The following is a 21,206-nucleotide window of genomic DNA, read 5'->3' as shown; positions in this document are numbered from 1 at the left end:
TTTCGTTCACAAAATTAAGTCTTATGAGATTTTGAAAAAAGACAATCGAGCGGCTGGTTGATTACTACCTGTATTACCTCCTATCGTAATTGACTGCCCACTAACATTATTAAGAGTAATTGTATCCCCAGCAACGACTTGAAGAAATCCAAAAGCAACAACTTCTTGGCCTGCTGCAGTTCCATAATTTACTCCATCCAAGCCTGGAGAAAGATTATTAAGAGATATAGTTACTCCAACAGGTCCTGCTTGATTTGCAGAAGTCATTAGTGCACCAATAAAATAATAAATACCAGGCACTTGAATTGTAAATGTGGAAATTCCATCAAATAAAACATTGTTTAATATAACAGCTCCAGTGCTAAAATTGACTAGAGCAAGATTAGCAAGAGTTTGTGATGTAATTGTTATAACACTAGCACTAGCAGTTGAGAGTGTTCCAGTTGCTCCTGTTTCCCCTGTTGCTCCTGTTGCTCCTGTTGCTCCTGTTTCCCCTGTTGTCCCAGTTGCTCCTGTTTCCCCTGTTGTCCCAGTTGCTCCTGTTGCTCCTGTTGCTCCTGTTGCTCCTATTGCTCCTATTGCTCCAGCTTCCCCAGTTGCTCCTGTTGCTCCTGTTGCTCCTGTTGTTCCTGTTGCTCCTGTTGCTCCTGTTGTTCCTGTTGCTCCTGTTTCCCCTGTTGCTCCTGTTGGTCCGGTAATTCCGGTTGGGCCTGTGATTCCAGGTCCGCCTGTTGGCCCAGTAGGTCCTGTTGTTCCCGTCGGTCCGGTTTCTCCTGTAATCCCAGTCGGACCAGTAGGTAAAGTAAATGGTGGAATAGGTGGTAATGTAGGACCCAGTAAATTTGGATCAAATGCTGCTCCACTCAAAAACTCATTTTTTTCATTCATGTACACACCTCCTTACGATGCTTGTACTTATCATAATTATTAAATGCTCAATACTAGATAAATGATCTTCATATAAGCGGAATTTCTCTTTTTTTATTTTCATTCGACAAAACATAACAAAATAGTTGTAACCACATTTGTTATGTTAGTTCAGGAAATCTAACATTTTACACACTGGGGGATACATATTATGAACAATAAACTATTAAAAACACTTATTTGTTGCGCTTTATTTATGGGATTAGCAGCATGTTCTTCTAACGAGACAAAAAGTTCATTTTTTCGTTTTGGAGTAATTCTAAATTTTTAGCTTGATGGGCATGGGGCACGCTCTATAAAGCAGATTTTTTTGAACGGCGTAACATATCAATATAATTCATACTGTATATCTTATATATTAAGCCAAAAGAATTAGTAAGTGATTATCGTGAAGGAGAAGCCGCAGTGGAAGTGTTTGTGAGGTTTTTTACTAAACTACGCATAGGTAGAAAAGTAGATATATATACTTCTCTACCTACCTTAACGTTACTTGATAAGTACTTGTTTTAATTATATATACAAGGAAATTAAACCGGATATAACAATCAATGGAAGGATTACTGCAAGTTTATTTTTTAGAGGAACACGTTTGTCTGGGACGCCTGGATGGATAACAAAAACAAGTAAAACCACGATTCCTATTAACACAGCAAAAATCTTCTTTTTGTCCATTGCTAATCCTCCAAAATGTAAAATTTCAAAAGTTATCATAACAGATGCAATTATGTTCCGTTATCACATTATGTCGAACTAAAATAATAAAAAAGCATCTGAAATAGATGCTTTTTTCATTATCAATACATAAACGTAATCGTCACCAAAGAATACCCTTCTTTCGCATTATACGGCTCAGCTTTATAAGAAACACGGTTCGCTCCTTGCGGATAACCGATTTCTCCAATTACTTTTTTCACATCTTGCAGTGAACCGTCCATTGATTGCTTATAAAGAATTTCAATCTTTGCTGACTTTGTGCTATAACGCTGCTGCATTTTATTTTTGAATTCATTATAGTTATTTGCGATATATTCATTTCCTAAATAATTTAACTTTGTATCTTTTAATATTTGCTGATATGCAGGTGTTTTCGTACCACCTGTCGCAATTTTATTTGTTAATGTACTATAATAGTTTGTTGTAGCTTGCGGATAATCCCCGCGGTTCCACTCATGATTTCTTGCGATTTGCTCATCTGATAAATTGAAATAGGAATACGTAACGCGACCTTGTTCATCTGGTACAGGATCATCGAATGTTGTATCAAGATGGTACCACTTGTTATCGATTTTCACTAAATTCCAAGCATGAGGCTGACCGTCTCCAGTTCCTACTACAAAATGATTCTCAATTCCAGCTTCTTTTAATAATTGATAGGTTAATAGTGTGTAACCTTGGCAAACGGCAGAACGATTCGCGAGTGCCTCATATGCTGTATACGCTTTATAAGACGTATCGTAAGAGACATGTTTTACTACGTAGTCATGAACCGCCTTCACTTTTTCATGATCATCCATTCCCGTTTGAATAATAGAAGAAACGATCGCTTTCGCTTGTTTCATCACATACTCTGTTTGTTCTTTCGTTTCGCGATATGTAATATTTAGCGTAAATGTATAATTTCCAGGTGATCCAGATAGTGAGTATGAAATATTCGATCTATTATAATTTGTATACTCATTTTTATTTGCGACTTCTTCATATGCGTTAAAAAGTGTATTCATAACTTCTTTTGTATTATTATTTTTCGTTTTATATGGAAGTGTAATGTTCGTTTCATACGTATTAATACGCGTTTGCACTTCATTTTTGAATGCTGCTAATAATGCCGCATCTCCTGTATCTTGCACCGCAACCTCAGGCTTTTTATATTTCAATGCATTATATAAAAACTGTGCATACTGTTCACGCGTTACCGTTTTAGCTGGTTCAAATTTCCCGTCTCCTGTACCAGATGCAATCCCGTTTGACTGCACCGCACTAATCGCATTTTCTGCCCAAAATCCATTTGGAACATCATTAAATGTATGTTTTTGTTTAACTGAAACTTGGAACGCATTTTTAATAATTTGCGCCATTTCTGCACGGCTAACAGAATCTTTCGGTCTAAAACCGCCATTTCCATCACCTTTAAAAATCCCCAATTTCGTTAACGTTAACACCTCTTCTGGAAACATTGTAGAACCTGAGCGAATATCACGATACGGATTATTTAAAGTAGACCCATCTTGTAATACATAACGAGCACCATCATTACTAAACGTACCACCTTGCTTATTCGGTACTAACACGCGATAAATTAAAGCTGCAACTTGCTCCCTCGTCGCAACATCACCAAAACCAAACATCCCATTTCCATAGCCTGAAATAATATTTTTACTCGCTAAGTCTTTAATCGCAGGATAAGACCAGTGCGATGTAGGTACATCCGAAAAAGTACCCGTTTCAGCAGCTTTCACATCACTGCCATTTGTATATAATAAAGCACCACCAATAAGTGATAATGATGTAATTGATTTTAATAGTTTTATGTACATAATGCATTCTCCCAATACGTCTTCTATTTTTGTTATTTTTTGTCGAAAAATCTAAAAGACTATGACAAGAAACATTATACAATTAAAACTTTTCGGAGGATATATTAAATTTAAAAATATGCAAAAACTCATATTTTCATTATGGTTTCCACAATAAAAAGAGAGCTGTCCATAAGTCGGTTTCACCAACTTACGGGGCAGCTCCCTCATAATTTCACCTTATTCTATCGATGAATCCAAACTGCACCTGCAGATTTGTCTTCAGCTTGACCTACTACTTCAAACTTCAATCCTAGTTTCGGCAACTTACGTCCTGCATCTGGAATAGCGCTGTTGATGTACTGCTTAGAATCATCAAATTTTGCAACGCCCGGTAATCCTTTATAGTCAAAGATACCGCGAGTTGGCGAATCTACTCTCCATGCTGGCGCTTGATCAAATGAGAATGCCGCATCGGCAATTTGATAACGCGTACTGCTCTTCACAGTCGGTTGTCCGTTTAATGTACCTACGATTGCCTCTGGATGAGAATCTACTACTCCTAAGAATCCTTCACCTGGATGAACACCTACCCAGTTATCTGTAAAGCTTTGATCCGCATACCATACAACCATTCCTGTATTAAAGACTGGACCACGCGCATGTTGTAACGCCGTGTCAGAACCAGCGTAATTTCTCCACTCTACGTAGTAGTTATTTTTTTTCTGTTCCAATCCGTTAGATACAGTAAATCCTTTTAACGTCATTGCTGGCCCGCCTTCTGCATCATCTGAGAAAACAACTTTTCCATCTACAGTTAATGCAGCATTATCTAACGCAAATCCTTTATAAGCTACTGCAATATCTGTTAAATACTCAAATTGCAGTTTTACTTTTTTCCCTTTGAATTGGCTTAAATCGTATGATTTATCAACCCACTTACCATCAGTTGTATCCACGCCGCCTTTTATATCTTTTTCGCCCATTCTATCAATACGTGTCTTCGTTCCATCTTCTGCAATCGCATATACGTCAAGGAAATCATACTTCGCTTCAAGTTCGTAAAATGCCTTATAATCGAACTTAGCATCCTTGGCATTTGTTAAGTCAAATACTGGTGTCTCAAGTGTTGTATGAATGTCATTTCCTTTTGTGCTGTAATAAAACTTCTTACCAAATGCTGACTCGATATTTTTAATATCTTTGTCTGGCAAGTTAACACGAACGATTCCTGGTCGTTTTGATTTTGTAACACTTTGATCTAAATATGTTGCAACACCGACTCCCGTGCGAAGTTTATCATAATCTACCTCAACGATATTCGCCCAGTTGCCATTCATATTCTTTTGGAAAAACTCTTTATTTTGTGGTGAGAAACTTGTTGGCTCTGTTCCTGCAATTTTTCCAGCCCAGCTGCCGCCACTCATAATAGACCATGACTCAACAGGTTCACCTTGTCCTGAGTACTTCGTATCGTATTCATCTGGTAAGCCTAAATCATGACCATACTCATGCGCAAACACACCAACTGCTCCATCTTCAGGCTCGATTGTATAATCGTATGCAGCCATCTTTCCGCCCCAATTCGAAACAGAAGATTTTGTGCCATCAATCGCATATGGTTTTGATCCAAGTTTTGAACGATGAGACCAAATCGCATCATCTTTCAATTTACCGCCGCCAGCTTCTTGACCAACGCCAGCATGTACAACCATTAAATGATCAATAATGCCATCTGGCTCGTTTTTATTTCCATCACCATTTTGATCGTATTGATCAAATTGATCATAATCTGCTAAATTAATTCCTTTTGCTACCGCTGCTTTTAATGCTTCTTTCACAAAATCACGTGGCCCTAAAGGACCCTTATTATCATGGCCAGTTCCTGCATCCGAACCGTAATCTGAAGCTTTCCCTGGAACAGTAAGCCATTCCGTTACAGTTCCATCAACTGTATAGCTGCCGCCAGATTGTTCTTCATAATATTGTTTAAATGTGTTAATCTTCGATCCATCAAATAACGTAAATGGTTCATCACCAAATAACATTTTTTGATAATGTTCACGATTGAAGTCCTTAGAATACATGTATCCTGGCTCTTGATCAATATTGTTATGCTTAAAATCGCTAAATTCTACAAGTAAAACAAGTACTTTATCTTTTCGAACAGCACCGTTGTACTCTTCTTGCTTCGCTGGTGCAGTAGGTACTTTTCCATTTAATTTACTAGAATTCAATCCTGCACCTTGTCCAGCTACTGGCCCTACTGTTGGCTGCTGCGCCTGTTCATTTTCCTTCATTTTTGCATCTTTTACTTTTTTCATAAAATCAGAAGCTTCTTGCGTAAGACTATCTCCTGTCAAGATTTCTTTACCAGGGTTTTCCCCTTTCTTTTTCTCAACATATTTCTCGACAGCCTTTGACGTCTCAGCTTGTGATGCAGATTGATCAATTACGCCCCGTTGTTTTAGCGCTTCTGCCAAACGCTCCTCCGGTATTAAATGCTCATCTATTGGTAGAGATGATGGCGAATCAGCATACGCTGCATGACTTCCAAAAGCAAAACTACTACTTAGTACTGCTGCTGTTGCTAAAACTGATAATGGTTTTAACTTCTTATTCTTTTTCAATGCATTTCCTCCCCAGTGTCTGCGAATTATCGTTTTTTTTGCCGATAGAAACATAATATTCTCTTTATAGAGAATATTCAATGTTTTTCAACAATTAAATGTTGAGAAATATTTTTTTATGCAGGGTGGGATACATAAGATAAAAAAATACAAACCTTCTACTAGTTTATGTTTTGCACATAACCATAAAGTGGGATCACTCGTTCTTTTGTTTTGATGGCGATAGAGTAGTGCTAGGAAAGGAAAAAAATACAACATAAAAACTGATACTTTTTTTGCTGGTGCAAAAACTCTAAAAACCTTGTAAGTACGCTCCTAAACTTGGACATACTGATACTATTAATTTAGCAAAGGTTTGCACCAAAACCTTATTTTTTAATCAACATTATTTAACTGACTCTACTTGTTTTTCTAATTCTATTCCAAGGAATGTAGCAAGCTCAAGCATACCAAATTGATTCGCTACAGACTCTGCGTCAGAATTATAGTTTGTGTTTGTATTAATATCATACGTATAAATTGTTCCATCCGAACTGCGAATAAATTCAATACCAGCAACGGTAATTTTATTTTCTTTCAAAAACTCTTTGTACTTTTCAATAATTGGCTCTTGGAAGTCCGATATAATTTCAAATTTTGTTGACGACTCTTTCTTACTCTCTTCTCCTACTGGGCAAAAAGCATCTTGAATAGAGCATACATCTGCCGGGCAAAGCTCAAATCCTTCTGATGTATCTACTTTAACTGCATATACAAACTGACCGCCTACAAACTCACAACGTGTAATATATGGTTCTGGCGCTTCAATATATTGCTGGATTAAAGTAATTCCATCAATAGGTTCTTCAAATGTCGGACCATCCAAATATTGTTCTAAAGCATCAATGGAATGAAACAGTTGAACACCAAGGCCTTTACCTGCACGGTTATGCTTTGTAATGAACGGTACTTCCCCTAACTCCTTTGCTGCTTTTACTATATGATCACGGCCAACAGCACCAATTGTTTTCGGCACTTGTATCCCAAATTTTCTTAATGCTGCATATTGATTCAATTTACTTACTTCAAGACGCAATGCTCGAGATCCATTAAATACTGTTCGCCCGTATCCCTCTAACCAAGCAAGAACTCCTTCAGTCAACTCAGGTGCATATCGATGCCCTCTCGTATGTGAAGAAGCACTCATGCGGCTATAAAAAACACCTTGGGGAGGTTCTTGTTCTAACGAAATTGTTCCTTCATCTAAAAACCACTCCTCATAAGGTAACTCCAGTTCTTCCAATCTTTTCACCAAATGATCCGTCCATTCCTTATTCTCATGTAATATGTAAATTTTACTCATTTGTAATCAATTCCTTTCTTTTTGCTTCAACTAATGGCATCACTTTTTCAGAAAATCGTTTCATCTCTTCAAGCTGTGGCGAAAATTGTAAAAGTAATAACGTAACACCCACTTTTTCAAAAGCAAGTATCCTTCCTGCAATTTGTTCTGGTGTTCCGATTAAATTAGGACGTAACCCGCGATTAGATACGGAATAATCATTTAGCTTCACTTGCTGTTCCAAATGCGATTTACTAATAAAATCTTGGTAACCCGCGTAACCTAAAGCATCGTCTTTCACATCCGTTATGCGTCTCCATTCCTCTAACGCCTCTTCTTCTGTATCACGACAAATGACGTAAGCCGCGAGCCCGAATGACTGCAATGGCTCCTCTGTGACTTTCTTTCTACGATTCTTCATATCTTCTATTTTCACAAATACTTCTTCCACTGTTCCGCCATGCATTACATATGCATCCGCGTGATTTACAATTACTTCTTTTCCTCGCTCACTCTCACCACCTGCATAGATCTTAATGCCTTGTTTCTGCACAGGTTTTGGACTTAAATGTGTATGATGAAGCTCATAAAAGTTCCCTTTATAAGAAAACTCTTCTTCTTTCCAAAGCTCTTTCAAAACTGTTACAAATTCCTCTGTGCGATCATACCGTTCATCATGTGCGGTAAATACCCCGCCGTACTGCCTCGCTTCTTCTTCCCACCATGCTGAAACTACATTCAATGTAAAACGACCATTACTTAATTGATCTATATTTGCTGCCATTTTCGCTGCAACTGCTGGATTGTGAAAACCAGGTCTTACAGCTGTCATAATCTCTAATCGATCCGTTACCGCAGCAAGTGCTGCCGCAGTTGTCCATGCTTCTAAACTTGGTGCTGAAACACCTTTTATATCATTTAAGTTTAATTCCGCAATAAGAGTTGTTGAAAAACCTAACTGTTCTGCCGCTTGCGCTGTTTGTTTTGCATACTCAAACGTAGGCGGCATAGATTCATCATCTACATTTCGAAGCCATCCCCCAAAAATCGGTAACCAAAAACCATACTCCACTACCTATTCCCCCTTTAACTTTTAGCCATAAAGTGAAACTTTAATCAGTGGGGGTTTTGTTCATCCCCCACTGATTATTAGTTGAACCAATCGGGCTTTTACGGGCAGTTGATCCCCCACCTAACTTCTTTGCTTCCGCTGAATTTTGAGGTGGGGGTCTTACTGCCCGTTAATGCGGGATAAAAAAAGCTACTCTTATCGAAATAAGAGTAGCCTTCTTGACTAAGTGAACTGCTCTTATCTTTCAGGTGTTTTTTTCACCTGCAGGATTTGGCACCTTTCGTCTAAAACGAGGTTGCCGAAGTTTCATAGGGCCCGTCCCTCCACTTCTCAACATAAGAATTGTTTGTTTTTTATTTATTATAATCATCAGAATAATAAAACTCAATACTTTAATACTTATTTTTCCGATAAACATTAAATGATATATGAAACATCATATTGTTATAGAGATTTATAGGGTATTATGTTGTTTTACTTGCGGATATATAAAGGGCTATGTTGTATCATGTCGAAAACATCATTTATAACCAAGTTGCTTTACTTCTATCTTAAAAACACAGAAAAATAAATATCAATCAAATGAGGTGTTAGTAACATGAAAAATAAACGATGCGCGAATTGTGGTTCTACTACATTTAAAGAAGGAAGGGTTGGATCTGCTTATCATGCATATGTTTGTGAGGATGAATCTAGTAGATTCTTTTCAGGAGGGAAACGTTCCAAACTATTAACCACATTTTGTTTAGAGTGCGGTGAGGTGCAATCATTTAGAGTTGAAAAACCGGAGATATTTAAAGAATAAAATAATACTAATTACATATTTACAGTAGGAGTGATAACAACGGACGATTTCGCTACAACTAGAGTAAATACACCAATCATATTAATAAAAAACAAGAATAAGGTGTCTAAAAGACCCCTATTTTGATCCAATAATGAGACATTATGTTAATCTTAATAGAATCTCTTTATAATATGTATAGTTGCACAAAATTGAGAAACTTAAGGAGACAGATAAATTTTATGAGGAAATTATTCATATTACTTACTTTAATTCTAGTATTAGCCAGTGTTACGGCTGCTTGTACACAAGATAAAAAAGATAGTGCCGTTGAAAATGGTCCAATAGAAGAACCAACCGCAAAAAATGAAAATGAAGAATTAATAAATTTTGAAGAAAAAGAAGATATGAGCCGCTTGGAACAAGGTATTTTATTAGTTGGTGAGAGTGTTAAGGGAGGCTATTACTCGGCCACCGTTCAAAATGCATATTTAAATGCTAACAACGATTCCGTCGTTGTTAATGTCTCTGTAAAAAATGTACGAGGTCAAATGATTGGACTATCAGAATTAAAATATAACTTAAAAGATGAAAAAGACGGAAAGGCCTATGAAGGCAAGGTGCTTGACCAAAACCCTTCTGATATACAAGTTAAACCAAATGAAACGGTAGAATTAAAAATAGCTTTTGAAGTAACAAGTACCGCAGATGAATATATGTTTTATATTGAAAGCTCTTTAGAATCTCTAGGAGCACACTGGAAAATCGATAAGCTGCAATCACAAAAAAACTAAGTCTCAAATACAATTTGATTGAAGAAATCTCTCAAATAAGCAAAAAGCACTGAAAGAAGTCTTCTACATATCAACTATATAAAAGTCCCTCCGCCTTAAGGCAGAGGGACTTTCTAATTACTATTTCAAACTACCCGCAATCTCCGTAAAGATAACCCCAAGCGCATGTGCACCTGCATCTGGATAGCCTAAGCTTCTTTCACCAACTGTACCAGCGCGGCCCATACGAGCTACGATTTCTTTCGTATACTCTGCTCCTTTAACCGCTGCTTCTGCTCCTTTTTCAAAGGCAGTTTTTATGTCTACTTCGTTTGAAGCACTGTCAATCCAAGCATCTACACATGGAGCAAGTGCATCAACAAGTGTTTTATCACCAACTACCGCTCCTCTTCCGAACGATCTTTCACCGATAGATTGTATGCCGTGAAGTGCCGCTTGCAATATTTCAGCGAACTCTTTGGCTGTTAACTCACGTTTTTCGCCTGCTGCTTTACTAGCTGCGCGGAATGCTCCGCCCCAAATTGGACCAGAAGCGCCGCCGCAATGTTCCATAATAATCATTGAACAACCGTCAAGGAATGATCCGATCGTTACATTCTCTTGATCTACAATAGAATGCCACTCACGCTTTAATTGCTTAAATCCTTTTGCAACACTCATTCCGAAGTCGCCGTCACCTGCATGTGTATCTAACTCACAGAACGGTACTTCATTTTTAATAATAATGTCACTCATTTTATCAACGAGATAAATCATGTTATTTAATGTAATGACATTATCTTTAATAACAGCGTGCTCTTCCGCTGTTTCTATTTCGAAGGAAACTTCCTTCTCTTCTACATCTTCAAGCACATTCACGTACTCTACACTTTCAACTGGTCCATCTACTTTAAACGCTGGTGTATTACACTCTTTCGATAACAACGTTTTTAGCTCGTCATCTAACTTCATCACTGTTAAAGACATACCAGCCATATCGATACTCGTCATATAATTACCGACGAATACTCTATTAATTTTAATGTTTCTATCAGCTAATTCTCTCGTAACTGCATTATTAAATAGATATAGTTCTTGCAGTGGTGTTCCGCCAAAACCATTTACTAGAAGTGCAATTTCTTCGCCGTCTTTTACTCCTAAATCTTTCATTAAATCATTTGTCATACGGTTAGCTAATTCATCTGCTGACAACATTTTTTCACGCTTAATTCCTGGTTCACCGTGAATACCTACGCCGTATTCCATTTCATCTTCCGCAAGTGTGAAAGTAGGTGATCCGCTCGCTGGAACTGTACAAGACGTTAACGCTAAACCGATTGTGCGCACGTTAGCCGCTGCTTTTTCCGCTACAGCTTTCACCGCTCCTAAATCCATACCTGCTTCCGCTGCTGCACCGGCAATTTTATGAACGAGAATAACGCCCGCAACGCCGCGGCGTCCTACTGTGTACAGGCTATCTTCTACTGCAATATCATCGTCCACTTTTACGTAATCTACTTCAATTCCATCTTCCGTCGCTAAATGCGCTCCGTTTTTGAAATTCATAATATCGCCGCTGTAATTTTTAATAATTAATAACGTACCTTTTTTACTCGCTGTCTCTTTAATTGCTTGATATACCTGAATTTGTGAAGGCGAAGCAAACACATCTCCGCACACTGCCGCATCTAACATTCCTTTTCCGACTAATCCTGCATGCGCTGGCTCATGACCACTACCACCGCCACTAATTAACGTTACTTTATTTTCATTCATTTCTTTCTTCTTAATGACTTTATATTTTTTCAAAAACTCAAGCTCTGGATGAGCCATCACCATTCCGTTGCACATTTCCATTACTAATGTTTCTGGTTTATTTATAATCTTTTTCATTGTGATTCTCCCTCAATTCCTTTAATATATTGTGATATATTTGAAATCTTCTTCTTACTACTCATGTTAAAATGAAAGCGTTTTATAGTAAACGGACAAAATGGACAATCTGTCTAAAGACACCGCTCTCATTTGTAGGTAGGATTTTCATATTACTAACATTCTAGGGATGATTAAGATGACCTCTTCTATAATTTCTAAAAAGATAATCGCGAATTCATTGAAACATTTAATGGAAACAGAGTCATTTCATAAAATATCAGTGAGCGATATTATGTTACACTGTCAAATGCGTAGGCAAACTTTTTATTATCATTTTAAAGATAAATTTGAACTATTAAGCTGGATTTATAGAGAAGAAACGAAAGAAAACATTATCGACTTTCTTGATTATGAAACATGGGAAAATATTTTTGATTTATTATTTGATTACTTTTACGAAAATCAAAAATTTTACCGAAATGCATTTAAAGTCATTGAGCAAAACTCGTTTAATCACTATTTATTTGAGCATACGAAAAACTTATATATGAAGATTATTGATGAACTATCGATGAGCTGTGGATTCAGCCTTTCGAATGAGACAAAAAATACGATTGCCTCTTTTTATAGTCACGGCTTCGTTGGGACGATAAAAGATTGGATTGAAAGTAAATGTGAAGTAGATCCGTCCATTATGTCTTCTCTCATGAAAAATATGATAAACAATCAATTACTACTATTACTGGAGCAATCAGCAAAGTAATTAAAGGGTGGCAAAAGCAATGAAAAAGATTATGAATGATGTACAAAATATCGTTCAAGATATGCTGCATGGCTTTTATTTTGAACATAACGACAAAGTGAATTACGACGAAACAAATAACATCATTTATGTAAAAGATATCGAAAAACTGAAGCAAGACGTCGCTATTATAAGCGGCGGTGGTAGCGGACACGAACCAGCTGATATTGGCTATGTAGGAAACGGAATGCTTACGGCGGCAGTAAACGGCAGTATCTTCACTCCCCTACAGTCGAACAAATTGTGGCGGCAACTCGCTTAATGCCACAAGATAAAAGTATTTTATTCATTATTAAAAACTTTAAAGATGACGTAGAAAACTTTTTAGCTGCAGAACAAATCGCCAAAGAAGAAGGAAGACAAATTGACCACATCATCGTAAATGACGACGTTTCAATTGAAGATGATGCTTCTTTTAATAAAAGAAAACGCGGCGTAGCTGGCACTGTTTTCGTTCAAAAAATACTTGGTACGGCCGCTCTTGAAGGCCGCTCTTTAGAAGAACTAACAGCACTTGGCCGTTCTGTCATCCAAAACTTACACACATTAGGAGTCGCCCTTTCACCTGCCAATGATCCCATGCAGGGAAAAGCTTCCTTCACATTAAACGACGATGAAGTCTTTTACGGCGTTGGTATTCATGGCGAAAAAGGTTACCGCAAAGAAGCACTATCCTCTTCTGAAATATTAGCGATCGAACTTATGAACAAACTAAAAAGCATTTATCGCTGGAGAAAAGGTGACAACTTCGCCATCCTCATTAACGGACTCGGTGCGACACCATTAATGGAACAATACATTTTCGCAAACGACATTCGCCGTTTATGTGAGCTGGAAGGCTTACATGTGAAGTTCGTAAAGGTTGGTACCCTTCTCACTTCTTTAGATATGAAAGGTGTTTCGCTCAGTTTGCTTAAAATAGAAGATTCGGATTGGGTGAAGTGGTTGAAGGCGGATGTTAGAGCGAGTGGTTGGTAACAATAAACTAAACCTTATGATGATTGAACGTTTAGTAATCAAAAGTACTGACTTATATGAAAAATGTATAAACCTTAGGTATCTGTAAATAAATCGAAGCATACATACTATTTGCAAGTTATCCACCAGTTTCGAAATGCGGTTATCCAGTCGGAGAAAGGCACCTTAATGTGTCTTTTTTTATTTTCAAAAGGACCTGCTCAATTATTGCGTAAAAAACATAAAGTAAATTGAATCCGTTAAAATACATGAGTGACCCCTTGTTTTCCCCTCTTATTAAAGGAGGAACTATTATGGGATTTGGTGGTAGTTGTGGCGGCTGTGGATTTTCTGGCGGCTTTGCTTTATTAGTAGTATTGTTTATTTTATTAATCATAGTTGGAGCTTCTTGCTTCTGCTAAACAAACTATCGGAAAAGACACTCTTATATGGGTGTCTTTTCTTTGTAAACTAAAAAGAATGAGAATGAAAGCCTTTGGTCGTAATTACGACTAAAGGCTTTTTCTATATAAAAAATAAAATACTTACTTAAATTGTTTTTCACTTTACAAACTATATCCAAAAAGTTGGATAGTTCCTTTTACTACTCATATTATTAATAAATAAGGCAATAACTACAATAACAACGGAACCAACTAAAACCGGCGTTACTATATAACTCCAACTATTTGCTCCTAAAATAACGACAATTGGATCAGCCCCTGCCGGAGGATGCGTTGTTCTTGTTAACATCATAATAGCAATCGACACCCCGACTGCTAAAGCAATTGTCCAATATTCATTCCCAAACAAATGATATATTGATAGACCAATGAAAGTTGAAATCAAATGTCCTCCAATAATATTACGCGGCTGAGATAGCGGTGCATTCCAAACTCCAAACGCTAATACACAACTCGCTCCAAATGGAGCCATTAGTAATTCTGTAGAAGTTATACTCGTTAAATATGTTAAGGTGAGAATTGTTAAAAATCCCCCCAGTAGTCCCGTTAAAGAATCCTTTATATTTACTTGTAATGGACTTCTCCCTTTCCCTTTCATTTTTGCAAAATATCGTACACTTATTGGTTGAGCCTCTTTCTGCTTAGCTGCTGTTATATTATCCATCGTTTTCCTCCTTTATCGCGCTATTCGCAGGGATGGACATCCCACTGACTAAAGTTTCACTTTATTTACCAATAATTATAACCCGAATTAACTAACCTGTAAATATTCATTTTAGAGGTTAGTTAAAAGATACAAAAAAAAAGAATCAACTGCTATAAGCTGATTCCTAAACCTCTTCAGATTTTCGAACCTGAAATTTTGCTGCTTTTTTCCGGTTCCCACATATTTTCATAGAACACCATTTTCGTTTTCCACTTTTATCTATAAATAATAAAACACAGTCGGGGTTTGAACACCTTTTAAGAGAAATAAGCTTATTTTCTGCTATTAACGTTAAAGCATCAAATGCAATTAACGATACAAGTACATCCTCAATTTCTCCAGCTGGGATAGGTACTAGACGCTGTTCAATGACTTTATATGTAAATGGTGCCTTCTCAATTTGTTTTTCTAAATACGCAATAAAATCATTAGAAATTTCGTGCAGATCAGCAATTGCCTCAAACTGTTTTCTCAGTACTTCTCTTACCTCTAATATGCTAGATGTAACTTGATTCACTCGCTCTTGAATTCCTATAAGTGTTTTTTCATTCCAAAAAGGAAGATTAGCCTTTATTACATGTAGCCATTCTAATACATCTTCATCTGTTATTAATAAATCATAACGTTGTCCACGCCTAACTAACTCTGTATTCACTAAATCTAATGAGAGATTTCCAGATATAAGCGGGAATTGTTTTGTTTCCTGCATGTACTCATCACCTACTCTTTAACCAATCATATTCTAAAGCAATATGACGGTGCAACTTTTTATAAATTCACATCCAGAAAAAAGCCCTCTTACTAGAACATCTCATCCACATTTAAAGGAATCTACATATACCTTCTTCCCTTAAAATCACTAAAACCCATTTACAAATCTATAAAAGTAGATATAATATCCTTATGGAACCTTTATTAATTTATAAAGCATTGTCAAATGAAACAAGATGTCAAATTTTATCATGGTTGAAAAATCCAGAAAACCATTTCGATGAAAAACCTTATCTAGAACAAGACCTTAACTTTCAAGTTGGCGTATGTGTAGGAGATATCCAGCTTAAAACTGGCTTAGCCCAATCGGTTATTTCTAGTTATTTATTAACTATGAAAAAAGCAGGATTACTAGAGTCTGACCGAATTGGAAAATGGACCTACTATCGTCGAAATGAAAAAACAATACGAGAGTTTTCTGAATACGTCCAAAACGAATTATAAAATGAAAGCTAATAATTAATCAGCATACTAATTGATTATTAGTTTTCACACATTCTGCTTTTTTACAGGTATCCAATGACTTTGTTATAAAATTGTACTGCCTATAAAAGCAAGAAACATCGAAAGGAGAAATTTTTTTAACATATCATATCTAGTTATTTAGATATCTGTTATTGTATTTCGAATTACATAATCCTGATAATATTGGCATCCAATCATACTTGTAATAATGCTTCTTTGTTAATGAATTTACTTTCAAAATACTGATACGAATGGAGAGTTTTCTAAATGAAAAAAGTAAATCCTTTACTTATTCTGACACTCGCAATAGGTGTGTTCGGAATTATTACTACCGAGATGGGTATTGTCGGCGTATTACCACAAATCACTCAAAAATTTGGAATTTCAACTACACAAGCTGGATTTTTAGTAAGTATATTTGCACTAGTTGTTGCTATTTCTGGTCCGTTTTTAATTCTGCTCGTCTCTAGTATTAATCGCAAAATAATTTTATTAACAGCAATTTTTGCATTTGTTATTTCAAATATAATCTACGCTTATACAACACAATTTGAAATCATGCTTATTTTTCGTATTTTACCGGCAGCACTTCACCCACTCTTCTTTTCAATTGCTCTTGTAACAGCTGCTAAACTTGTCCCTCCAGAAAAGAGCGGTCAAGCGGTTACAAAAGTTTTCATGGGAATTACTGTTGGCTTTGCTTTAGGTGTACCACTAACCTCTTACCTTGCAGACCAATTTTCACTCGAAATTGCTTTCTTATTCGGAGCGCTTGTTAACACTCTTGCATTCATTGGAATACTAATCCTACTTCCTTCTATGCCTGTTAAAGAAAAAATGTCTTTCGGCAAACAAATTCGTATACTCGGCAAACCAGGATTATGGTTGAATATTTTAACCGTCACATTCCTTTTTGCAGCCATGTTTTCCGTATACAGTTACTTCGCTGAGTACCTTGCCAAAGTAACTTCCATGAATGGATCTCTCATCAGTATCATGCTATTCATATTTGGCATAGTTATGATTTTAGGCAATCATTTATTTGGTAGTCTCCTGCAAAAAAGTATAGTAAATACAGTAATATTATTCCCTATCCTATATTCTATTGTTTACATATTGGTTTATTATTTAGGTTCCTACCTTGTTCCAATGATTTTTATCGTATTCATTTGGGGAATCGTACATGCTGGTGGATTAATTGTTGGTCAAACATGGTTAATAAGCGAAGCAAAAGAAGCACCTGAATTTGGTAATAGTCTATTCGTTTCGTTCTCCAATCTCGGAATTACTTTAGGAACAACTATTGGAGGCTGGTTCATTTCAAACTTAGGTATTCACCAGCTTATTTGGAGCGGATTCATTTTCACACTACTCTCATTTCTGTTAATTATAATAAAACTAAAATTTTTCAATTCTAATAGCCAAGCTTCATTATCAAGCTAGTACATTTTCAGTTTCAAATTTGATAAAAAAACATTATAAATTCTTCTCATAAGATTTTATAATGTGAAAAGTATAATGATCAAAGCCTTTAGCCATAATTACGACTAAAGGCTTTTTTGTATGAAAGAATAAACAACTATAAATCTAAAAGGAGCTAATTTTATGGAACATAATCAAAATGGAGTACTTGCTTTAATTGTTTTGTTTTTAGGATTAGTATTTTTCGTTAGTGGAATGGTTTATCATTTATGGGGTTCTTATTAATTTCAACTTTTAGAAAGATAAATAATTTAAAAACTAAAACGTATATTGTAATTATCGATATGGCATATTTCCAAAAACAACTTAACATGGTAAAATAATATTCGGACGGGAGTCCAATATTATTAAAATTAAGATGGTTCAAGTCGGAGAAAGGCACCTTAGGGTGTCTTTTCTTTTTTGTTAATTAATAGCTTGTTCTCTTCTAGGTAACTCTTTAAAATATAAATTTTAATAAAAAAGACGCTCATGCAGGATCCTTTCTATCCTCTTCATTATAATCAAGAAGACACTCTTTCATTATTTTTGTATCTCTCGGTAACCTTTTTTCAAACTTTGACCATCCTTCGAAGATCATTTTGTTTGGCAAAGGACACACAAATCCTGTAATATACTCCCAAAAAGCATCCCAGTTTTCCACGTACAAATCAGGAAACTCAAGCTTCTCTTTAAGAAGTAAATGCAATTCTTTTGCATTATAAATGTTGCTTACATCTATGACAATAATTGATTCATGTTCATTACTCAATTATATATATAAATCATACTTAGTTAAATTGGGTTGATTTTATAAGGAGTCAAAAACCTCTAAATGTTTATTTTATAATTATATAAATAATCCCAACATCTTCAAAAATTGATATAATGATACAATTATTTATAGCAATCAGGGAGATGTACAGCATGAACTATACACATATGCCAAAAGAAATAGGAATGATTAAGCGGACTCCATTCGCTTCAATACCGAAGAAATTCATCGGTATTGGTAAGATTGTTAAAAAACAAACAAAAGTGGAGCGCCCTACATTAACCCAAGACAAACAAGAAATTATTGAAAACAAGTTACTATGTTCATTTCTTTCTGAAGAGAAGGTATTGATTACTTATTATAGAGATGGTCATTTACTTACTAGATATGTGACTGTAACTGACATAAATCCGATAAAGAATTTAATAACTTGCACTGATGCATCTTATAACAGAGTTTTCCTTAAATTTATAGATGTAATTGATTTGAGATAAAAAACATACAGTTTTTCAAATATACCCAGGAATAAAAATGAAAGAATCTTGTATTCTAGGTTAAATACAGATAGAGAAAAAGTGTAAGTTCTTGTGAGAATTAGCAAGATAAAGGCTGTTTGTTTAGGTTTTGGACTGTCTGTTATGGTTATCGAATTTACAAATACAAAAGAGGAACAGAACACAATAGAGAAAACTAAAGAAGCATTTAGATAATAGTTGAAAACGCCCGATTAAGGACGGCTTCAACTATTATCTAACTTTGATATATTCATACCACCATTTACCACCTGATCAAGTATCCACCCACCAAGTAATCTTATCTAACTCTGTATTAGGTAGGGCATCGGTTTGGATATAACATAGTCCAGAAAGTGAATCAACATTAACGCTACCTTTTATTCCTCGTTCTACCATAGCTTGAATAGCTTCATCTAAGGAGTTAGTATCGAATCCACCTGACTTAACGTATTGATATCCACATTAGAACCGCCGTTTCCTTCACAATTCCCAACAGTTTGTCCCGTTAGAGCGTATAGTCATACCCCCCTCCTTATGGTAATTCCTTTTGTAAATCTTTTTATTTAAATGTATAATTGTATGAAAAGTTATAAAACTTTGAATCGAGGTGAAAAGCATGAGAAGTTTTGGCTCATTAATGATCTCTACTATCTGCTCAATAATCCTTATAATTTGGAATGCCTATTCCTTCTATGATGGATTCACGATGGGACATACGTATTACTGGGTTAATGGCATCGCAGCTGTTATCTTCTTTCTATTCTTTATCGTAGACATGCGAGAGATCTGCAAGAAAAACTATAGAACCTCAGAACAATAGGAGTTGATACATATGTGGAAAAAAATTAAGAATTATAGATTGAGCTTAAAAGATTTAAAGTTCATGTTATGGCTGTTCGGTATTACATGCTTTATATACAGCTACAATTTCATTGTAGGACTTGCTTTTGTCCACAAATTCCAAGTTTATGATTTAGGTGGTGCTATAGCGACATTCGCCGCATTTATGGATACTAGAAATAGGATTAAAAATAAAAATTATAAAGCAGCTTAATATAAAAAGGATCCTTTGCGGTTTCCTTTTTTCTATGTAAAATAAAAAAGCAGCGAATTCGCTACTTTAATTGTTTGTTGTTTGCTTCTATTTCTTCTTCATTAAATGATTTTTGTACATTTCTTTTTAAATCCAATCCTTTATAAACAAGTTCCTTGAACTCTTTCATAGATAATGGATCATTCAATACTTCCCATAATCCTATCAATTCTGTATATTTAGGTGTCTCCGTAACATACTCGTGTGATTTAACTGTTTCGAAGTGTCTATGGAATTCCCAATGACATTCTTCGCATAAATAGTAGAACCCGGAACACCTGTCATTTACACTCAAACTATTTTCTGTTCTATGGTTTCCTAGCCCCATTGTTATTCCTCGCTTTCTACTTGTAAATTTCTATTTCAATTGAATATGCAATATTTCATATTTCATTATCGTAATATTTCTTTATTAACTATCATTTTCTAGTTCATCATTAATATCCATTGATAAATCAACGTTTGTAATTTAATTCCTTATATTAAACCCCGACAAGATACTTTTAAACACTTTATTCAAATAATTATATTGGAATTTATTGTTCTACACATCTATACGTGTTTTGTGTATTATATAGCAGAAGAGTAAGGTAAGAGTTACTCTTTGCCATTTTAGAAAAGGTTCTGTTGGAGACAACAGGACCTTTTTTGTTCGAATTTCAATAAAACAATTCTTAAATTCCATCTCATTGGAAATAACTATATAATGAAACTGATTAAATATTAGGAGTGCTATTAATGTCTGATATAATCCGTCTCTTAATTATCATGATGATTGCAACCTTTTTATTTTCTTCCATAATAATGGAGTTTAAAAAACCTCAAAAAAGCATGTTTTGGTTCTCAATTGAAGTCTTGTCTCTCCTCGGAGTTTTACTGCTAATAAAGGAATTTTTTATCAATCATATAACATAGATCCCTGAATAAAATTCAATATTCCGTCAATACTGAAGACAACCGATTAAGTTACTTTCTCCTTGTTCCCCCTTGGAGAACCGAGCAGTTAGCTTTTGCTGACTGTTCTTTTGTTTGAAATTAAAATAGCGTTTTTGTTCCAAATGATGCCCTCATTAATTCGGACACATTTACCATTATTTTTACCAAAAAATTCATGATATCGTTAATTAGTCGAGTACGTCATTACTTGACGATTACCCTTAGGAGCCCCGCAGACAACCGGGATTTCTTTTATTTAAAGCCATTTTCTCTTTTAGGGTGATATAGTCCTTAAGATCTTGTTAAACCAGTGCAATTACGGTTGGAACTTCATTCTGTTTGACACATATCCCCAAGCTATCTGGA

At 35.6% G+C, this 21,206-nt stretch carries 20 protein-coding genes, 2 pseudogenes and 1 riboswitch; of the genes and pseudogenes, 10 read left to right on the top strand and 12 right to left on the bottom strand.

What is annotated here, in order from left to right; genetic code table 11:
- Window positions 1-21: 21 nt before the first annotated feature.
- The 6 genes from JFU23_RS20580 to JFU23_RS20555 form a co-directional block, all read right to left on the bottom strand.
- Complete coding sequence (locus JFU23_RS20580; protein ID WP_201032590.1) at window positions 22-888, bottom strand: exosporium leader peptide-containing protein; 867 nt, start codon at window positions 886-888, stop codon at window positions 22-24.
- Window positions 889-1,437: 549 nt separating this feature from the next.
- Window positions 1,438-1,599 carry a hypothetical protein gene (locus JFU23_RS20575; RefSeq protein WP_172805403.1) on the bottom strand — a complete coding sequence of 54 codons (162 nt, stop codon included), beginning with the start codon at window positions 1,597-1,599 and terminating at the stop codon, window positions 1,438-1,440.
- Between the two features lie 122 nt (window positions 1,600-1,721).
- Window positions 1,722-3,461 carry an S-layer homology domain-containing protein gene (locus JFU23_RS20570; RefSeq protein ID WP_201032589.1) on the bottom strand — a complete coding sequence of 580 codons (1,740 nt, stop codon included), beginning with the start codon at window positions 3,459-3,461 and terminating at the stop codon, window positions 1,722-1,724.
- 224 nt (window positions 3,462-3,685) lie between these two features.
- Window positions 3,686-6,070 (bottom strand): immune inhibitor A domain-containing protein, encoded by a 2,385-nt coding sequence (locus tag JFU23_RS20565; protein WP_201032588.1) that lies wholly within the window; start codon window positions 6,068-6,070, stop codon window positions 3,686-3,688.
- Window positions 6,071-6,455: 385 nt separating this feature from the next.
- Window positions 6,456-7,412, bottom strand: coding sequence for an ATP-grasp domain-containing protein (locus JFU23_RS20560; RefSeq protein ID WP_201032587.1), 957 nt, complete (start codon window positions 7,410-7,412; stop codon window positions 6,456-6,458).
- Entirely contained in the window at window positions 7,405-8,463 is a 1,059-nt protein-coding gene (locus tag JFU23_RS20555) for an LLM class flavin-dependent oxidoreductase (protein WP_201032586.1), read from the bottom strand. Before JFU23_RS20555 ends, JFU23_RS20560 begins: the two co-directional genes overlap by 8 nt.
- Before the next feature lie 234 nt (window positions 8,464-8,697).
- Window positions 8,698-8,805: riboswitch (SAM riboswitch) on the bottom strand.
- A 256-nt stretch (window positions 8,806-9,061) separates the two neighbouring features.
- On the opposite strand from JFU23_RS20555, the gene JFU23_RS20550 reads away from it, so the two are divergent.
- The gene (locus JFU23_RS20550; RefSeq protein WP_201032585.1) at window positions 9,062-9,268 is read left to right on the top strand and encodes a hypothetical protein; all 207 of its coding nucleotides are present in this window, start codon (window positions 9,062-9,064) and stop codon (window positions 9,266-9,268) included.
- 221 nt (window positions 9,269-9,489) lie between these two features.
- Window positions 9,490-10,041: a DUF4352 domain-containing protein gene (locus JFU23_RS20545; protein ID WP_201032584.1), complete on the top strand. Its 552-nt coding sequence runs from the start codon at window positions 9,490-9,492 to the stop codon at window positions 10,039-10,041.
- Between the two features lie 120 nt (window positions 10,042-10,161).
- On the opposite strand, the gene dhaK is transcribed toward JFU23_RS20545, so the two are convergent.
- Window positions 10,162-11,913, bottom strand: coding sequence for a dihydroxyacetone kinase subunit DhaK (dhaK, locus tag JFU23_RS20540; protein ID WP_201032583.1), 1,752 nt, complete (start codon window positions 11,911-11,913; stop codon window positions 10,162-10,164).
- A 178-nt stretch (window positions 11,914-12,091) separates the two neighbouring features.
- On the opposite strand from dhaK, the gene dhaS reads away from it, so the two are divergent.
- From dhaS to JFU23_RS20525, 3 genes and pseudogenes are all read left to right on the top strand, one after another.
- A complete protein-coding gene (gene dhaS, locus JFU23_RS20535) occupies window positions 12,092-12,658 on the top strand; it encodes a dihydroxyacetone kinase transcriptional activator DhaS (protein WP_088265675.1) in 567 nt (188 codons plus the stop codon).
- Window positions 12,659-12,677: 19 nt separating this feature from the next.
- Window positions 12,678-13,675: pseudogene (gene dhaQ, locus JFU23_RS20530) on the top strand (DhaKLM operon coactivator DhaQ).
- Between the two features lie 293 nt (window positions 13,676-13,968).
- Window positions 13,969-14,076, top strand: coding sequence for a YjcZ family sporulation protein (locus JFU23_RS20525; protein ID WP_000505673.1), 108 nt, complete (start codon window positions 13,969-13,971; stop codon window positions 14,074-14,076).
- Between the two features lie 151 nt (window positions 14,077-14,227).
- Here the strand turns inward: JFU23_RS20525 and JFU23_RS20520 are convergent, their stop codons facing one another.
- Both JFU23_RS20520 and JFU23_RS20515 read right to left on the bottom strand, forming a co-directional pair.
- Window positions 14,228-14,782 (bottom strand): HPP family protein, encoded by a 555-nt coding sequence (locus tag JFU23_RS20520; RefSeq protein ID WP_201032582.1) that lies wholly within the window; start codon window positions 14,780-14,782, stop codon window positions 14,228-14,230.
- Between the two features lie 166 nt (window positions 14,783-14,948).
- Window positions 14,949-15,533, bottom strand: coding sequence for a CGNR zinc finger domain-containing protein (locus tag JFU23_RS20515; protein WP_201032581.1), 585 nt, complete (start codon window positions 15,531-15,533; stop codon window positions 14,949-14,951).
- 194 nt (window positions 15,534-15,727) lie between these two features.
- On the opposite strand from JFU23_RS20515, the gene JFU23_RS20510 reads away from it, so the two are divergent.
- Window positions 15,728-16,039 (top strand): ArsR/SmtB family transcription factor, encoded by a 312-nt coding sequence (locus JFU23_RS20510; protein ID WP_000433539.1) that lies wholly within the window; start codon window positions 15,728-15,730, stop codon window positions 16,037-16,039.
- A gap of 288 nt (window positions 16,040-16,327) precedes the next feature.
- The gene (locus JFU23_RS20505) at window positions 16,328-17,503 is read left to right on the top strand and encodes an MFS transporter (protein WP_002140622.1); all 1,176 of its coding nucleotides are present in this window, start codon (window positions 16,328-16,330) and stop codon (window positions 17,501-17,503) included.
- A 508-nt stretch (window positions 17,504-18,011) separates the two neighbouring features.
- On the opposite strand, the gene JFU23_RS20500 is transcribed toward JFU23_RS20505, so the two are convergent.
- Window positions 18,012-18,293 (bottom strand): barstar family protein, encoded by a 282-nt coding sequence (locus JFU23_RS20500; RefSeq protein WP_201032580.1) that lies wholly within the window; start codon window positions 18,291-18,293, stop codon window positions 18,012-18,014.
- A 155-nt stretch (window positions 18,294-18,448) separates the two neighbouring features.
- Here JFU23_RS20500 and JFU23_RS20495 point away from each other — a divergent pair, with 155 nt between their 5' ends.
- Window positions 18,449-18,790, top strand: coding sequence for a YolD-like family protein (locus tag JFU23_RS20495; protein WP_002035052.1), 342 nt, complete (start codon window positions 18,449-18,451; stop codon window positions 18,788-18,790).
- 294 nt (window positions 18,791-19,084) lie between these two features.
- Here JFU23_RS20495 and JFU23_RS30265 read toward each other — a convergent pair.
- A pseudogene (locus JFU23_RS30265) lies at window positions 19,085-19,329 on the bottom strand (N-acetylmuramoyl-L-alanine amidase C-terminal domain-containing protein); the annotation flags it as partial.
- 98 nt (window positions 19,330-19,427) lie between these two features.
- Here JFU23_RS30265 and JFU23_RS30625 point away from each other — a divergent pair.
- Window positions 19,428-19,631, top strand: a complete 204-nt coding sequence (locus tag JFU23_RS30625) for a hypothetical protein (protein WP_078179223.1) — start codon at window positions 19,428-19,430, stop codon at window positions 19,629-19,631.
- A gap of 12 nt (window positions 19,632-19,643) precedes the next feature.
- Window positions 19,644-19,865 carry a hypothetical protein gene (locus JFU23_RS20485; protein ID WP_002125677.1) on the top strand — a complete coding sequence of 74 codons (222 nt, stop codon included), beginning with the start codon at window positions 19,644-19,646 and terminating at the stop codon, window positions 19,863-19,865.
- A 61-nt stretch (window positions 19,866-19,926) separates the two neighbouring features.
- Here the strand turns inward: JFU23_RS20485 and JFU23_RS20480 are convergent, their stop codons facing one another.
- Window positions 19,927-20,232 (bottom strand): hypothetical protein, encoded by a 306-nt coding sequence (locus JFU23_RS20480; RefSeq protein WP_033706480.1) that lies wholly within the window; start codon window positions 20,230-20,232, stop codon window positions 19,927-19,929.
- Between the last annotated feature and the right edge of the window lie 974 nt (window positions 20,233-21,206).

The sequence above is a fragment of the Bacillus sp. TH50 genome, assembly GCF_016650565.1.
In the GTDB taxonomy this organism is placed as follows: domain Bacteria; phylum Bacillota; class Bacilli; order Bacillales; family Bacillaceae_G; genus Bacillus_A; species Bacillus_A mycoides.
The sequence above is the reverse complement of the archived record's forward strand: the minus strand, read 5'-3'. Positions and strand labels throughout refer to the sequence as shown.

Bases quoted from the DNA above. Each gene is read 5' to 3' on its own strand.
- JFU23_RS20570 (WP_201032589.1), bottom strand. From the start codon at position 3,461: ATGTACATAAAACTATTAAAATCAATTACATCATTATCACTTATTGGT.
- JFU23_RS20520 (WP_201032582.1), bottom strand. From the start codon at position 14,782: ATGGATAATATAACAGCAGCTAAGCAGAAAGAGGCTCAACCAATAAGT.
- JFU23_RS20575 (WP_172805403.1), bottom strand. From the start codon at position 1,599: ATGGACAAAAAGAAGATTTTTGCTGTGTTAATAGGAATCGTGGTTTTA.
- JFU23_RS20495 (WP_002035052.1), top strand. From the start codon at position 18,449: ATGAACTATACACATATGCCAAAAGAAATAGGAATGATTAAGCGGACT.
- JFU23_RS20505 (WP_002140622.1), top strand. From the start codon at position 16,328: ATGAAAAAAGTAAATCCTTTACTTATTCTGACACTCGCAATAGGTGTG.
- JFU23_RS20515 (WP_201032581.1), bottom strand. From the start codon at position 15,533: ATGCAGGAAACAAAACAATTCCCGCTTATATCTGGAAATCTCTCATTA.
- JFU23_RS20485 (WP_002125677.1), top strand. From the start codon at position 19,644: ATGTGGAAAAAAATTAAGAATTATAGATTGAGCTTAAAAGATTTAAAG.
- JFU23_RS20550 (WP_201032585.1), top strand. From the start codon at position 9,062: ATGAAAAATAAACGATGCGCGAATTGTGGTTCTACTACATTTAAAGAA.
- JFU23_RS20480 (WP_033706480.1), bottom strand. From the start codon at position 20,232: ATGGGGCTAGGAAACCATAGAACAGAAAATAGTTTGAGTGTAAATGAC.
- JFU23_RS20560 (WP_201032587.1), bottom strand. From the start codon at position 7,412: ATGAGTAAAATTTACATATTACATGAGAATAAGGAATGGACGGATCAT.
- dhaS (WP_088265675.1), top strand. From the start codon at position 12,092: ATGACCTCTTCTATAATTTCTAAAAAGATAATCGCGAATTCATTGAAA.
- JFU23_RS20545 (WP_201032584.1), top strand. From the start codon at position 9,490: ATGAGGAAATTATTCATATTACTTACTTTAATTCTAGTATTAGCCAGT.
- JFU23_RS30625 (WP_078179223.1), top strand. From the start codon at position 19,428: ATGAGAAGTTTTGGCTCATTAATGATCTCTACTATCTGCTCAATAATC.
- dhaK (WP_201032583.1), bottom strand. From the start codon at position 11,913: ATGAAAAAGATTATAAATAAACCAGAAACATTAGTAATGGAAATGTGC.
- JFU23_RS20510 (WP_000433539.1), top strand. From the start codon at position 15,728: ATGGAACCTTTATTAATTTATAAAGCATTGTCAAATGAAACAAGATGT.
- JFU23_RS20580 (WP_201032590.1), bottom strand. From the start codon at position 888: ATGAATGAAAAAAATGAGTTTTTGAGTGGAGCAGCATTTGATCCAAAT.
- JFU23_RS20525 (WP_000505673.1), top strand. From the start codon at position 13,969: ATGGGATTTGGTGGTAGTTGTGGCGGCTGTGGATTTTCTGGCGGCTTT.